Genomic DNA, 15,884 nt, shown 5'->3' on the forward strand with positions numbered 1-15,884 from the left:
GGTTTTATCAAGCTCAACCTTTTCTCTCAGATAATAAAATCGGTGTGTATTGATACAGAAAAATACTGTACGCCAATACCCATAGCAGAATACTGAGCCACAGACTGAATAAACTGGCTGAAAACACGCTAAACATCAGCGTTCTGACTAAGCCGGCTATCAGCACGCAGATAAAAGCGACTTTAATCTTTGAAGACGCGATAATCGGTCTGCCGGTATGACCGAGTGAGACACGTGAGATCATGCTTAAAATAAGCCCGCCCATGCCGCCGATGGTTAAGGCATGCAAGGCATCATTCATACTCACATTTCCCCCAGCATAATGGTAAGCCAGTAAACACAAGCCAAGAGGAATACACCAGTAACTCAGGTGTAATGACCATAATAAAGGGTGTGATAAGGTAGTAAAAAAACGCCAGCAGGCACACCTTATGGCTGTGAGACATGCTGCTACCATTAACATGACCGCCAGTAAATAATCTGATATCCATGCCTGCAATTGCAGGAAAAACACCGCCACAATTAACCAAACAGAAAACAACGCTGCCCTGTCCAGCCATAGCAAACGTGGTCTGGCTGGAATCTGTGTCGCATTAGCTGTAAACATCGGAATAATACGGCCACCGATGACTGCCATCATCAGCGTAATCAGAAATACGGCTGAATAAAGACTGTTGCTTACGGTTTCAAACTGCTGAGCCTGACTGGATAAATGAAAATGAATATTGGTAAAGATCAGTAGCAGCAACACCACCACTGCAAAATAATTACGCTTTTGTTTCTTTTGATAAATCAACTTAGCCAAGAACAGCCCGGCATATATAAAAAAACTGCTATCCAGCAATATCACTAACCATGATGGCAAGCCGACTCCTGGCCACATCGCAATACGCCCAACGAGCCAACACCCTACTAATAATGCACATTGCTTACCATGAATGGAGCGTAAACCTGTCCAGGTTTGTACGGCCGTTAATAAAAAGCCAACCAACACCGCACCGACAAAACCAAACATCATTTCATGACCGTGCCAGAGTGTGGCGGGTAAAGCTTGACTCGGATTTACCCATCCATTCCAGACACCGCCCCAATACAGCAAAGCGATGATGCCAAATAGACTAGCCAGTAAAAACAATGGCCTGAAAGCCAGATCAAACACAGGCAATGAAAAAAATGCACGACAAGATTTTATAGACATAAGCAGCTACCAGAAGATAAAAACAGCGAGCCCTTTCGGGCTCAGCTGTTGCTTTGGGTTAAATAATGTCGTCATGTGGTCCGAATGTTTCAAAATGGACGCGTTCTGATGGCACACCATTCACATGCAATTGCAAACGCACAAAGCGCATAAACTCCAGTGGCCCACATAGATATACCTCGACATTATTAAAATCGACTTTGTCTCTGAGCAGGTTGATATCCATCAAACCCGTATGAATATCTTCTGAGGCATTCGTTTCTTCGCTATACCAATAAAAATCATGCAGATTCGTGTGAGTCTGTTTCAACGCCGTTAAACGCTGCTTGAATGAATGTTGCTGAGCATTTTTGCAGGTGTGCAAAAAGAAGATATCGTGTTGGTAAGCATCATCACTGACTAAAGTCTCCAGCATAGACATCATTGGCGTTAAACCAACACCGCCAGAAATCAACATCACCGGTCGGCTAGGCTTGGTTAAAAAGAAAGCGCCCGCCGGTGGCATTAATTCGACTGTATCGCCCACTTCCACGGCATCATGCAGATGGTTAGATACCATGCCCTTTATAGGAGAACGCTCACGTTTCACACTAATACGGTAATGCTCAGGATGATATTTATCTGAAAGTGAATATTGGCGAATCTCAACATTCTCGGCATTATCAGGTTTCACTCTGACGGCAATATACTGGCCCGGCTGATACTGTCTTATCGGCTGTCCATCCACCGGTTCAAAAATAAAACTGGTCACTAACTCAGACTCTTTGATTTTGTCTTTGACCTGAAACGATCTTGGTCCAGTCCAGCCGCCCTGTTCTTCTCTGCTAGTTTGATAAAGCGCTTTTTCGCGGTCAATTAATACTGTAGCCAATAACTGATAGGCTTTTATCCAGGCTTCAGCCACATCATCGGTGAACTCGTCGGGCGCTAACTCTCGTAAGGTTTCAATCAGGTGATGACCGACAATCTGATATTGCTCAGGCTGAATATCAAAGCTGGTGTGTTTCTGTGCGATACGCTCGACCAACTCGCCCAGCTCACCCAGGTTATCAATGTATTTAGCATAAGACGCCACCGCACTGAACAATGCAAATTGCTGGCGACCGTTTTTTTGATTGCTTAAATTAAAGATATCTTTTAGTTCTGGATTGGCATTAAACATACGCTGATAAAAATGATCAGTGACCGTTGTGCCTGCCCCTTCCAGTATGGGAATCGTGCTTTTCACGATTTGGATAGTGTGTGTATCTAACATATTGTCCTCGCTATGCTGTTTTTATGTATTACTACTCACATATTGCAGAAGCTATGCCAGATAAACCTGCTTATATAATTCAATTACTTAGTCAGATATACTTCATCAACCGTGTCTTTATGACCTACGTAAAAAAGAGTCATATTGACCTATTCATGTATTTATAACCTGATTAAAAGAACAGCCTAATGTCATTAAACAGCCATCACCTTTTAGTCGAAGTCGCCCTAGACTTAGCCAATAGTTTGAATACCGGAGATCGGTTTGATCGCCTGTTAGGTTCAATACGAAAAGCCATTGCCTGTGATGCGGTGGTGTTACTTGGCTTTCGTGATGGCATGCTGACACCACTCGCTATGCAAGGCTTATCATCAGACGTATTAGGCAGACGCTTTTTACTTGCAGAGCACCCGAGGTTGCAACGCATTTGTGACTCAAACAAACCTCTGTTATTTGCTAACGACTGTGACTTACCCGATCCCTATGATGGCTTGCTGGTATCTCAACTAGGCAACTTACCGATTCATTCCTGTATGGGCTTACCACTGTATTCAGACAATCAGCTTATTGGTGTTGTCACTTTAGATAGCTTTAAACCATATGCTTTTGATGAGATTGAACTAAAAACCCTGGAATTAATCACGGCCTTATCCGCTGCTACCTTAAAAACAGCCTTGGAGTTCAAGAAGCTAGAACTCAGTGCGCATCATGCTCAGGAAGTCGTCAAAGAGTTAACCCAGGAAGCTTTATTAAAAGACGGCGGTGAGATTATTGGGCAAAGCCCAGTGATGCAAACGCTGAAAAACAATATCGAGCTGGTGTCTGGCTCCAATTTTACGGTGCTGATCACTGGTGAAACGGGTGTGGGTAAAGAGCTGGTTGCCAGGAAAATCCATCAACTTTCAGAGCGTAAAACAGCTCCACTGGTGTATTTGAACTGTGCGTCCCTGCCAGAGTCGCTGGTTGAAAGTGAGTTATTCGGCCACACCAAAGGCGCCTTTACCGGTGCAGATAAAGCACGCGCCGGTAAGTTTCAGCTGGCAAATGGTGGCACCCTGTTTCTGGATGAGGTAGGTGAGTTACCACTCAGCACACAAAGTAAATTATTACGTGTTTTGCAATCAGGTGAGATTCAACCAGTCGGTCAAGATAAAGTCGAACATGTAGATGTACGCATTATTGCTGCCACCAATAGGAATTTGGAAAAAGAAGTTGAGAATGAGCAGTTCCGTTCCGATCTTTACCATCGTCTGATGGTGTATCCCATTCATCTGCCCAGCCTGAAAGATCGTGGAGAAGACGTGTTGCTTTTGGCCGGATATTTTCTCGAACGCATCAGTCGCCAATTGAATATCCGCCAGCTTCGATTAACCTCAGAAGCCAACACCAGCCTGCTCAATTATTCCTGGCCTGGCAATGTACGTGAACTGGAACATGTAATCAGCCGAGCAGCTTTAAGAGCGAAAGCTGCTTCACCTCATCAGGCGATTGTGTCACTCACATCAGAGTTGCTTGAAATTACAGCTGATAAACCCGTAGGCAACTTACCTGAGCTGGATACTAACCCAGTTAACAGTCTGCCCCATATGAGTTTAAAAGCAGCGACGGAAGCCTTTCAGAAAAGAGTCATTGCACACACATTACAACAAGCTGATGGTAACTGGGCAATGGCCGCCAAACAGTTACAGATAGATCGCTCGAACCTTGTCCGCATGGCGAAACGACTTAACATCACCGTTCAAAAAAATACGCAGATTACTTTCAACTAAAGCACTGAAAATCAAACACTCTGACCCTATTGATTCCCGATAAGAAAGCCAATGGTTGGAATTAATACGTTCTTCATTTTGCCTTGTAACACCCGGTTCACGCGCCCGTTAGAGCGCTTAGATCAAGTTGGCTGATACCTTGGTTCTCTGATTGACTCTTTTGTAAGAAGATTTTTAAGCCCGCAGGTACTCATTAATATACTGCCTACTAATATACTTTTTGTTGACTACATAGTCTTCAAACACAGACAGAAACTGCTCTACCACTAACTGAATCTCTTGAGCTTTCTTCCGCAAAGTGTCTGATCGATGTCTTTCACCAACAGAAACGGGGGTTTCACGCCCATGTGCCACTGCATTTCTCTTGTCCACTAATTCATCGATAGTCAATCTTACTCGCGGGTCAATATTAATAGGCTCCAACCCAAAACTTCGGAGAGTGTCTTGGATTGTTTTGTACCAAACGTTCTGAAGACTCTCTGAAAAAACGGTATTACTTAACTCAAAGACTTCATCAGAAATCACTCCTTCAAAAACCTCTGTTGATTTGGAAAAGTAATTTTTGTTACTGCAGTGTTTGAAAGACTGCATTTTTGAGTTGAGTGATATGACATTAAAAGCTGCGTCGTAATGTTTATTTTTCACACTATCCTGTTTGACTAAGAGAATAGTTTGCTCAATTGTTTCATTTATAGCTTTTTCTAAAGCTGAATATAAGTGTACGTAGAATAATCCTCTAAGTATCTTAATCTCAACTGAGGACTCGCGACTTCCTTCATTTTCTTCGATAAATGCTAGGTTTATAAAGACCTCACCGAATCGTTCTCTTGAATTTGCTCGTATTATGCTAAACGGCATTTAACAGCCTGTCCTTTACTATCCTAATTCGCTTATTTAACATCTTTTTGCTGTTAGTAGCACCAGTCGTACATTTCTTAAGTTCCCCGTCATTGAGCAGATCTTGCAAATGACTCAGATCAAATTGGTTTCCACTATTAATAGCTTTTGCGCATCCAACCGAAATTGCCTCGTATAAAACAATCGGTGTCACGTTTTTTCTAGCACCTCGCACGATGCCTTCAGGGAGATTATCATTCAGCGCCTTAAATGTTTTGACAAATAATTCACGAAGTCGCTTCTTATCCTTGAAGCTGTTAGTTTTTTTCTCCATAAAATCATTTAGGAACTCTTTAACACTGTGAACAAACTGCTCCTGATCATCATGATAGGCAAAGAACCGCAAAACTAATTCCTCATAACTTCCAAGGCGTTCAGCATTTTCTGTCATTTTTACGACAGCACGAAAATCTTGGTTAACCGATAACTCTTTCAAAAAGTCATTAAACTCACCGATATAAACACAGTTTCGTATTTCTTGTTCATGTAGAGTGACACCTCCTGTATTAAGTCGTTCAAACAGGTCGTATCTAACATTGAAATCACTACGGTCATTCAATACTGTTACCCTTAGCGGTCTAGTCTGAAGCATGAACTGCATAGATTTCGGTAAATCCTCATAGTACAGACCATTCATGGATTCTAGTTTTTCAAGACCTGAGAGCTTAAGCTTTTGATGCTTGATATTTAGGTCTTGTAATTCATCCTTGGTACCAATGAAATTCAATATTGTAGAGAGCCTTTGAAGTCCATCAATAACTTCCCATGATGCATCTCGATTGGTTGCCATGAATAGGCTTGGGATTGGAATTCCAAGGAATAAAGATTCAATTAGAGCTGACTGTCTTGAGCTATCCCAGACAAAATGACGCTGATATTCGGGGGCTATATCAACCATTCCTTCCAAGACCATATCGTATAGCTGCTTCAACGTTATGTCATAGCTATCAAAAGCAACAGATCTTCTATTGTTGTCTAGCTGTTCTTGTATTTTCGAGAAGTTCAATTTTCACCTTCTTTATTCATAGTATTGACTTAAATTTGCGGGCAATAAAATCCCGCAATAAGCGGCGCGGGGAACGAGCGTCCGGCGACCGCAGGGAGCGAATTTAATTGCTTTTTTATATTTTCTTCTCAGTGGTTACACGAGAAAGCCTAGATACCATTTGGATATGGCATTTGAGCTCACTGTCGCTCGTGTGACTCTCAATTTTTGATTCCACATATGATGAAAGAAAGTTCCTCATATGAAGCTGTAATAATAGTTTGTTCTCAGACGGAGAAAATCTTCCACCGAATCCGGCAAGAATGGCTTGGTACCGGACGTTGCTTTTCTCTGCAAGATAGTTGTATAGATGAAACTCGCCGCTTTGCTTTGCAGCTGCACTCACTTCCTCACCGTCGATACATGACTTTTCTTCCTGCTTGAAGCTAGCAGTGAACAAGGCGTATGACTCTGGTTCCCCGCAAAAGAAAGCATGGCACTCCGCCACAAACCGCGCCCCGTCTCCAGCAAGCACAGGCTCAGTTACTACCAATACCGGGATGCCGTGACCAGGGAGAAAATCACTCGAATAAATTTGAAAACTCATCGTACTCTCCGAAAATATAACATCATGTTTTATGAAGCCTCTGGCTTCATAATAGATATTAAAGAAGTCGCTTCATGACTCCATTAAAAAAACGCTAAGCATTTGATTAAAAAGAAACGACTTTCATTTTTTTGGAAAATAGAGTCATACTTTGACTCTCTTGGAAAAGAATATTTCTCTGAGAAAAAGTGATATTCATTTTGAATGTTCCATTTCTATATTCCTTTAAGTCCTTTACGAACTGAGATTTAAATCGCAGTGCAATCAATTGATATTAGGTCAATATTTCATAGTTTTTATTGCTAAGCAACACTCATAAGCATTGGATGATAAAAATCTGGTGCTAACTCGCTTAAGCTAAGCAATAATCATTTTTTCAAACACTTCAAATTCCATCCATTGATGGAAGGCTTCCCACTCCAGCGTGCTGATAATGTATCAGTCATTACTTTCTGCACTATTGTAGAGAACCACATCATTTTTAGTTCTCTCTCCTGAACCTATTACAAATCACACGATGCATTAAAGCTGAGATTGTACTGTTGCTCATACCGATATATAGTTATACCTACTATCGGTATTTAGAGACAATAAAAACCAAATGACTGAGCAACATGCAGACACTAAATCGGCTTTATTCAGTCGTGGTCGTAAATACGATCATATGGCATTGCTCGAACAGATTGATGTCACAGGATCAATTCGCGCCGCGGCCACAGCCTTAGGTATGACCTATAAAACCGCCTGGGATGCTGTTGAAGCCATTAACAATATGACTGAGAGCCCTTTGGTGGAAAGACGCAAAGGGGGTCGTGATGGTGGTGGAGCCAGGTTGACCGACCATGGACGTCGTTTGGTCAGCACGTATCGTCGGCTTGATGAAGAACGTGAACGTGTTCTGCAACAATTAAATAACGTGGTAGATGACTTTGATGCTTATTATCAGCTCATCAGGAGATTTGACTTGAAAACCAGCGCCCGCAATCAGTTTCTTGGCAAAGTAAAAACGATCAAACAAGGTGAAATTTCAAACGAAGTGATTTTGGATATCGGTGGTGATGATGAAATTGTTGCCAATATCACGTCGGATAGTCTTGAGCATCTTGAGCTTAAACAAGGAACAGAAGCCTACGCGATGATTAAGGCTTCATGGGTGATTTTGACCTTAGAGCATCAGCTAAAAACCAGTGCTCGCAATAAACTCACTGGCAAAGTGGCACGTTGCCATGAAGGCGCTATCAATACAGAAGTGATTATTGAACTTAACGGTGGCAAAACACTGGCTGCCACCATCACCAATGACAGCGCTCAAGAATTGGACCTTAAACCTGACACACAAGTCACGGCGTTAATTAAAGCATCCAACGTGATCCTTGCTGTGGCGAATTAATACTGAGACTTCACAATGACGACATTACAAAAACTGTTCACCGCCCTTTTCTGTTTATTTGCTATCAGCAGCGTTCAGGCGCAAACCGTGATGGTGGCAGTCGCCGCTAATTTCACTGAACCCATGCAGGAAATTGCGGCTGCCTTTGATAAAGAGACGGGTAATAACACGGTGCTGTCTTTTGCTTCATCCGGTAAGTTCTTTGCCCAGATAAAAAATGGCGCCCCTTTTGATGTGTTTCTTTCAGCCGATACGGCTAAACCTCTCGCCCTTGAACAAGATGGGCTCAGCATTAAAGACAATCGTTTTACCTATGCTCAGGGCGCATTGATTTTATGGTCGCCCAAAGCAGATTTTGTCGATAGCCAGAGTCCAGATGTGTTGAAAACAGGTCAATTTAAACATCTGTCTTTAGCTAATCCTAAGCTTGCGCCTTATGGCTTGGCTGCTGTTGAAACATTAAATAATCTGGGTGTTTATGATGATGTCGCCAACAAAATTGTGATGGGAGAAAACATTGCCCAAGCCTATCAATTTGTCGCTACACATAATGCCCAAGTAGGTTTTGTGGCTTTATCGCAAGTGATGAAACAAGGCAAGCTAAGTTCCGGCTCGGGCTGGATTGTGCCCAAAGACCTCTACTCACCTATTCGTCAGGATGCGGTATTACTTAAAAAAGCGGAACACAATGATGCGGCAAAAGCCCTGCTCGACTATCTTAAATCTGACAAAGCCCTGGCGATTATCGAATCCTATGGTTATTCACATTGAACACGGAATAACGTAAAGCATTATGTTTAGCGACGCGAATCTAGCTGCCATCTTACTCACGGCAAAACTGGCCAGTATTGTGACCGTTTTGCTGTTGCTGATCAGCACACCTATCGCGTGGTGGCTAGCTCGCACCCGCTGTCGAGCTAAAGTCGCTATTGAAGCACTGGTAGCAATGCCGATTGTCTTACCGCCATCTGTTATTGGCTTTTATTTATTAGTGGCGATGGGGCCTGAAGGTCCGGTGGGTCAATTAACTCAAGCGCTTGGCTTGGGCACTTTGCCTTTTACCTTTAGCGGGCTGGTGATTGCGTCTATTTTTTATTCCCTGCCTTTTGTCGTGCAACCGATACAGCTAGCTTTTGAAAATATTAATGAGCATTATCTGGAAGCCGCTGCCACGCTAGGTGCCAGTCCCTTAGATCGATTTCTCACTATTGCCTTGCCTCTAGCCATGCCTGGATTCTTAACCGGTGGCATTCTGGGCTTTGCTCATACAGTCGGTGAGTTTGGTGTGGTGTTAATGATTGGTGGCAATATTCCTGATGTCACTCGTGTCGTCTCTGTGCAGATATATGATTACGTCGAAGCCTTAGAATATGACCAGGCTTGGGAGCTATCGGCGATTATGATTGCGTTTTCATTTGTCACCTTGTTATTGCTCTACCTGTTTAACCCCAATAAAAGAAAACTCGCATGAGCAAGTCTGGCATCGAAACCCGCTTTTATCTTCAACATCCGGGCTTTACGCTGGATGTTAACTTGAGCATACCCGCTCAGGGTGTCACCGCTTTGTTTGGCCCGTCTGGTTCGGGTAAATCCACCATTCTGCGTTGTATGGCGGGTTTGGAAAAAGCCAAGGGCAAGTTCGTGTTTAATGGCGATGTCTGGCAGGATGACAACACCTTTGTCCCGCCCCACCAGCGCCCAATTGCTTATGTGTTTCAGGAGTCAACGTTATTCCCTCATCTGAGTGTGATGGCCAATTTGAATTATGCTTTTAAACGCAGAAAACAAAGCAATACTGATTTTCCTCTGGATAAAACCATTGCTTTATTAGGCATTGAACATTTACTGGATCGTAAACCGGCCAAATTATCAGGCGGTGAAAAGCAACGGGTCGCCATTGCCCGAAGTCTGGCAGTGAACCCAAAACTATTATTAATGGATGAACCATTAGCCGCTCTCGATGTAGCCAGAAAACGTGAGTTTCTACCTTTTTAGAAAAGCTGCATGACACCTTAAAAATGCCGGTGATTTATGTCAGCCACTCCCCTACAGAAGTCGCACGATTAGCCGATCATATTGTATTGCTGAAAGAAGGCCAGGTTGAGGCTTCAGGTGCACTTAATCACACCCTTTCCCGACTGGATTTATCGTCACAACTGGACGAACAGGCCAGTGTGATTATTGAAGCTAAGATTGAGCAGCTCCAGAGCGAATGGCATCTTGCAGAAGCCGCGTTTGATGGCGGCAAGATGTGGGTAAGAGATATGAACTTTGTTATCGGTAGTCATGTGCGTCTGCAAGTGCTGGCACGGGATGTTAGCCTCACCCTATCGCCTGATGAAGATTCCAGTATTGCCAATACCTTACGTGCTCGTATCGAAGAAGTCAGTCAAGGCGTTCACCCAGCTATCTTATTAGTTCGACTCAAAGTTGGTACGAACTATTTACTGTGTCGTCTTACCTCGCGTTCATTTCATCACCTTGGTGTCTCTGTCGGTGATGAGGTCTGGGCACAAATTAAATCCGCTGCGATTATTGAATAAAAAATACTGTATTTCTGACTATTCAGCCCTTTCCACTTAAATAAATACCATTCGGTTTACACCATTCATGATCAGGATCAATGTGACGGTGGATGCTCAGTTTTATCATTGCCGACAGTTTTCTGGAACACATAAATGTTCAGACCTACTCGACAATGGATAATTGAGGCTCAATAGCAATGAACTCAGATACAACCATAACCGCATCTTCTCTCTACGAAAGAGCCTTAGGCGCCTATCTTGGTTTTGCCTGTGGTGATGCGCTGGGTGCCACCTTAGAATTTATGACCCCGGAACAAATTCACGAGACTTATGGCCTGCACAAAGATATTACCGGTGGTGGCTGGTTAGGTTTACCACAGGGTCATGTGACGGATGCTACCGAGATGACTCTCACACTCAGTCAGGCCATTATTGATGCTCAAGGCTGGGATATTAAAGTGGTGGCTGATTACTTTGTGGTCTGGCTGAGTAAACATCCAACTGATATCAGCGAGGCGGTACTGCGCGGTATCCGTCGTTATAAAAATACCGGTGACTTGATGGCACCTTATGATGATCACGATGCGGGTAATGGTGCCTGTAGTCGTATATTACCTCTGGCTTTGATTTGTCTATATCAGGATGAGGCGTTTGAGAGCTGGCTGTGTGAACAAAATCACTTTACTCATCACAATAGCCTTTCTGACCGAGCCAGTCAGATGCTGGGCTATTTGGTAAAACACTTAATTCGCCAAGAAACTGATTTGGCTGAAGAAAAGATTGCTGAATTCATTGAAAAAGAGCCCCAGTTTGCTTTCTCACCTTATCCTGGTCATAGCTCTGGCTATATCGTTGATACGATACAAACCGTGCTGCACTTTTTTCACACGACCGATAGTCTGGAAGACTGTATCACTAAGACGGTGAATATGGGGGAGATGCGAATACCGTCGGTGCTCTCGCCGGTATGCTGGCAGGCGCGAAATATGGTGTGGGAGCGATTCCGGAAAGATGGTTGAAACAGCTCGATCCCGATATTTCTGAACTGATTAAAAAACAGACCACGACCTTATTATCATTAGCTGAAAAACTCGCTGAACAAAATCCTTAACACCTTTCTGAGATGAAGACGAAGTGTTATGTCGCTTTGCACGGATGAGCAAGGTATAATTCTTTCCTATATTCAAAGGACTATAGCTCCCTGAGTTTATCTCTCTCCCTTTAAGAAGTTCAGTCTTGATTGCGGAACCACGCTAGGTCTTACTTTCATATCCGCTGAACAGCCATCACGCATATTCGTGATTATTAATTGAGTTCCTATGTCAGATACTGCTTTTTCATCCCTCCCCTTATCTCAGCCGCAACTGGATGCCTTAACCTCATTAGGTTATGACAGCATGACAGCCATTCAGGCAGAAACATTACCCTGGTTATTAAAAGGCCGGGATGTGGTCGCCCAGGCGAAAACTGGTAGTGGTAAAACGGCGGCGTTTGGTATCAGCGTATTAAATAGCATCAATCCGCGTTTCTTTGGGGTGCAGGCATTAATATTAAGCCCAACCCGAGAGCTGGCAGAACAAATCACTACCGAATTAAGAAAGTTAGCGCGTTTCATGCCGAATATTAAAGTCACTACCTTATGCGGTGGTAAACCTATCGGCCCACAAATTGCGTCATTAGAGCACGGCTCACATATCGTGGTCGGCACACCGGGACGAGTGAATGACTTACATACCAAAAACTGTTTAAAGTTAGATCAATTAAAAGTACTGGTTCTCGACGAGGCTGATCGTATGTTGGATATGGGCTTTGCAGAAGTCATTCACCACATCATTGATCAAACACCGTCATCACGTCAGACTGCCCTGTTCTCTGCTACCTACCCAGATACGATTCAGCAGATGAGTGAATCCATCCAAACGTCACCGGTTTCGGTCAAAGTTACCTCAGAACATAAACAAGACATCATTGAACAACTGTTTTTTGATGTTAATAAAAATGAACGCGATCAAGCATTAATCAAGCTGATTCAACACTACAAACCAAATAATGCTGTCATCTTCTGTCATACCAAAAAGCAGTGTGATGAAGTAGCCCAGTGGTTATCCAGTCAACAGATACAATCGGCAGCCATTCATGGTGATCTTGAACAACGGGATCGTGATCAGGCATTGATTCGCTTTACGAATAACAGTTGCCCGGTGTTGGTGGCGACCGATGTTGCGGCCAGAGGTCTGGATATCGCCGCTCTGGAAATGGTGATTAACTATGAATTACCACGTGATCCGGAAGTGTATGTGCATCGTATCGGACGTACGGGTCGTGCCGGTGAAAAAGGCATGGCAATGAGTATTGTCACACCCGCTGATGCGCCACGTGTTGTCGCCATCGAAAACTATAAGTCCGAACCGGTGAATTACGGCAACATATCTAAACTCAAGCCAGACTCAGGCTTCACACTACAAGGCAAGATGACCACCATCCAACTGGATAGTGGTCGTAAAAATAAAATTCGTCCGGGTGATATTTTAGGTGCGTTGACGGGTGATGCCGGTTTAAATGGTCAGCAAATAGGCAAAATTGATATTCGCGATATGTCTAGCTATGTGGCCGTTGAACAAAGTGCCCTTAGACAAGCCATGAATTACTTAGCTAAAGGCAAAGTGAAAGGCCGCTCTGTTCGCGCCAGACAAATTCGTTAAGCCAATACAGAGTCTTGCTTTTCAAGGATATAAGTACGCCACATGGCATATTTGGGTAAAAAGTCGATAGCGGCTTTTACCTTAAAACCACTCTGGTGGAATTCACCTTCAATCGTTTGCTGATTAATCACAAAACGGTTTTGGTAATCTCTTGCATGGCGTTTTTTCTCCAGCTTTTTACGACGCCAGGCTTTAAAGTTGCCATCCACCCAAAGCGAGATAATCACGGTTTTTTGCGTGACCCGGTGAAACTCTTTTAGCAATGCCAGTCGATCTTGTGCATCACCAATGTGATGAATAAGACGAATACAGAAAATATTTTCTACGAAATTATCAGGCACATCTAAACTAAATGCCGATGATTGGAAGGTTTCGACCCGATCGGTAATGGCTTTATCACGATAGCGCATGCCAGTATTGATCATATGCTGACTGTAATCACTGGCAAAAATCTGACGTTGTGGCTGTTCGCACAATAAAGACCAGAAACGTCCCGTTCCGCAAGGTACGTCTAATACAGTCTGGGGCTCACCCGCTAAGCTCAGGGCTTTTCTTGCCACTTGGTGATCACGCCAATTAGATAATTGACGCCATAAACCATCCTGATGTTTTTCAAAATACGCTCTCGCGTGTGTATCATCGTATTTACCTGAAAACTCAAGGTCTGTTTTCGACTCTGTTGTCATCTCATCACCTACGTCATGTGGAATGAGATGGAGTATGGTGAACAAGTCTTAAAAAAGACTTAACCGTTTTTTAATATTGCTGCGAGCTGTTAACTCGCTGACACACTAATCCTTTAAAGCCCATACTTTCATATAATCACCCGTTGTATATCCGAATAATTTATTGCCACCACTGGCAACGGCAATATACTGCTTGCCATCAATCTCATAACTGATAGGTGGGGCGTTCACACCGGCTTCAGAGTAACCTTGCCATAAGAATTCACCTGAGACGGCATCAAAGGCTAATAACCGACCATCGCCTTCACCAGTAAAAACGAGACCGGCAGCCGTGCTGAGCACACCACCTAATAATGGATTTGGTGTTTTGTGCTGCCACAGAATTTGGCCAGTATTGATATCCATGGCCGTTAATAGGCCATAGTGCTCAACATCATTCATAGGCGACATAGACGAATATTTCACCCCAGACTCACCATCGCTAGCATCCATTTGATGCAAGCGATAACTTATGGGCCAGTGAATACCAGCGATAAAAGCGAGTCCACGTTGTTGGTCAACCGAAACAGGTGACCAATTCGAGCCGCCAAGCACACCTGGGTAGATAACCGTACCCTCTTCACTAGGCAGTTTGAACATATTCTGCTGCGGTACATAAGCTTCGCTTCTGAATAACAGCTTGCCGGTATTGCGGTTCAACACATAAAACCAGCCAGTTTTTCCCGCCTGACCCAACGCTTTAATCTGTTTGCCACCCTTGTCTACAGTCAATAATACCGGAGGACTGGCCACATCATATCCCCATAGATCATGGGGGACTTGTTGAAAATACCATTTCACTTTACCTGTCATGGCATCTAAGGCGACGATAGAGGATGTGTAGAGATTATCTCCAGGTCGTGATGAATCTTCCATCTGTGGGGATGGATTACCGGTGCCAAAAAACAGCGTATCCGTATCGACATCTATGGCTGGCGTGCTCCAGGCAGAGCCACCACCATAACGCCACGCATCTGGATGTGCTGCCAGCATGGCTTTTTCTTTGTTGATATCTCTGGGTAAGGTTTCTCCTGCAGGCGTGGTAGTAACAAACTCCCCTTCCCAATTGCGTTCGGGAATAGTATCGAACTGCCACAAAGGACTTCCGGTATCAGCATCATAGGCAGCGAGAAATCCTCTGCGTCCATACTCACCAGCAATGCCCACCACAGCACCTAATGGTGCATTAACGTCTGGCGAGTCAATATGCAAGCCATAACCGACACCAGTTATTCCAATAATGACCTGGCCTTTGTACACCATGGGTGCCATGTTGATACCGGCACCAGACTTACCCGATACTGTGCCTTTAGTCTCATCTCCCAGCGTATTAATATCTTCCTGAATACCACTCTCGCCCATCGTGACATCTCTGTCCCAGGCAAGCTTGCCAGTTTGGCGATCTAACGCAATTAATCGACCATCTACTGTGCCCATATAAACACGAGACTCATCAACAGCAACACCACGATTAGCGGGACCACAACACATTTCCCGCGATGTGATTCGTTCATGATGGTAACGCCATATTTGTTGTCCGGTTTTGGCATCTAATGCCACCACGTCGTTAAACGGTAAGGACAAATACATGACTTTATCTTTGACAATCGGCGTTGCCTGAAAAGTGGCTTTAACACCACTTTGATATTGCCATGCTGGTTGTAAATTCTGGATCGTATCTTGATTGATTTGTGTGAGCGGTGAATGTCTTTGATGCCATTGATTACCACCAAACACTGGCCATTGATTATCTTCAGCATGAGCTTGGACAGCTACTAAACTGAAAATAACGACGATACAAAGCTGTCTTAATTTCATCATCCGCTCCATT

General features: G+C 43.7%; 14 protein-coding genes and 1 pseudogene. 8 read left to right on the plus strand and 7 right to left on the minus strand.

The annotated features are described in order from the left end of the window. Positions 1–13: 13 nt before the first annotated feature. Both QUE24_RS02705 and hmpA read right to left on the minus strand, forming a co-directional pair. A complete protein-coding gene (locus QUE24_RS02705; RefSeq protein WP_286305127.1) occupies positions 14–1,198 on the minus strand; it encodes an NnrS family protein in 1,185 nt (394 codons plus the stop codon). Between the two features lie 58 nt (positions 1,199–1,256). Next, a complete protein-coding gene (hmpA, locus tag QUE24_RS02710) occupies positions 1,257–2,453 on the minus strand; it encodes an NO-inducible flavohemoprotein (RefSeq protein ID WP_286305128.1) in 1,197 nt (398 codons plus the stop codon). A gap of 188 nt (positions 2,454–2,641) precedes the next feature. Here hmpA and norR point away from each other — a divergent pair, with 188 nt between their 5' ends. Then, positions 2,642–4,222 (plus strand): nitric oxide reductase transcriptional regulator NorR, encoded by a 1,581-nt coding sequence (gene norR / locus QUE24_RS02715; protein ID WP_286305129.1) that lies wholly within the window; start codon positions 2,642–2,644, stop codon positions 4,220–4,222. A gap of 174 nt (positions 4,223–4,396) precedes the next feature. Here norR and QUE24_RS02720 read toward each other — a convergent pair whose 3' ends face one another. From QUE24_RS02720 to QUE24_RS02730, 3 genes are all read right to left on the minus strand, one after another. After that, a complete protein-coding gene (locus tag QUE24_RS02720) occupies positions 4,397–5,080 on the minus strand; it encodes an MAE_28990/MAE_18760 family HEPN-like nuclease (protein ID WP_286305130.1) in 684 nt (227 codons plus the stop codon). Continuing rightward, entirely contained in the window at positions 5,070–6,125 is a 1,056-nt protein-coding gene (locus QUE24_RS02725; RefSeq protein WP_286305131.1) for a DUF262 domain-containing protein, read from the minus strand. The genes QUE24_RS02720 and QUE24_RS02725 overlap by 11 nt, the downstream gene beginning before the upstream one ends. 115 nt (positions 6,126–6,240) lie before the next feature. After that, positions 6,241–6,711, minus strand: coding sequence for a hypothetical protein (locus QUE24_RS02730; RefSeq protein ID WP_286305132.1), 471 nt, complete (start codon positions 6,709–6,711; stop codon positions 6,241–6,243). A 601-nt stretch (positions 6,712–7,312) separates the two neighbouring features. On the opposite strand from QUE24_RS02730, the gene QUE24_RS02735 reads away from it, so the two are divergent. From QUE24_RS02735 to dbpA, 7 genes and pseudogenes are all read left to right on the plus strand, one after another. Further along, entirely contained in the window at positions 7,313–8,101 is a 789-nt protein-coding gene (locus tag QUE24_RS02735; protein WP_286305133.1) for a TOBE domain-containing protein, read from the plus strand. A 15-nt stretch (positions 8,102–8,116) separates the two neighbouring features. Further along, positions 8,117–8,872: a molybdate ABC transporter substrate-binding protein gene (gene modA, locus QUE24_RS02740; protein ID WP_286305134.1), complete on the plus strand. Its 756-nt coding sequence runs from the start codon at positions 8,117–8,119 to the stop codon at positions 8,870–8,872. A 22-nt stretch (positions 8,873–8,894) separates the two neighbouring features. Then, positions 8,895–9,572, plus strand: a complete 678-nt coding sequence (modB, locus tag QUE24_RS02745; RefSeq protein WP_286305135.1) for a molybdate ABC transporter permease subunit — start codon at positions 8,895–8,897, stop codon at positions 9,570–9,572. Further along, the gene (locus QUE24_RS02750; RefSeq protein ID WP_286305136.1) at positions 9,569–10,096 is read left to right on the plus strand and encodes a molybdenum ABC transporter ATP-binding protein; all 528 of its coding nucleotides are present in this window, start codon (positions 9,569–9,571) and stop codon (positions 10,094–10,096) included. The genes modB and QUE24_RS02750 overlap by 4 nt, the downstream gene beginning before the upstream one ends. Positions 10,097–10,119: 23 nt before the next feature. Then, on the plus strand, positions 10,120–10,644 hold the full coding sequence (locus QUE24_RS02755) for a TOBE domain-containing protein (protein WP_286305137.1): 525 nt from the start codon (positions 10,120–10,122) through the stop codon (positions 10,642–10,644). 179 nt (positions 10,645–10,823) lie between these two features. Then, positions 10,824–11,737, plus strand: a pseudogene (gene draG / locus QUE24_RS02760) (ADP-ribosyl-[dinitrogen reductase] hydrolase). Between the two features lie 208 nt (positions 11,738–11,945). Continuing rightward, positions 11,946–13,328 (plus strand): ATP-dependent RNA helicase DbpA, encoded by a 1,383-nt coding sequence (dbpA, locus tag QUE24_RS02765; protein WP_286305138.1) that lies wholly within the window; start codon positions 11,946–11,948, stop codon positions 13,326–13,328. Here the strand turns inward: dbpA and QUE24_RS02770 are convergent. Continuing rightward, positions 13,325–14,014, minus strand: a complete 690-nt coding sequence (locus tag QUE24_RS02770; protein WP_286305139.1) for a class I SAM-dependent methyltransferase — start codon at positions 14,012–14,014, stop codon at positions 13,325–13,327. The two genes, dbpA and QUE24_RS02770, sit on opposite strands and share 4 nt — an antisense overlap. Before the next feature lie 105 nt (positions 14,015–14,119). Continuing rightward, a complete protein-coding gene (locus QUE24_RS02775) occupies positions 14,120–15,874 on the minus strand; it encodes a pyrroloquinoline quinone-dependent dehydrogenase (protein WP_286305140.1) in 1,755 nt (584 codons plus the stop codon). Positions 15,875–15,884 lie beyond the last annotated feature (10 nt).

Origin of the sequence: Methylophaga marina (genome assembly GCF_030296755.1) — a bacterium.
GTDB classification, from domain to species: Bacteria; Pseudomonadota; Gammaproteobacteria; order Nitrosococcales; family Methylophagaceae; genus Methylophaga; species Methylophaga marina.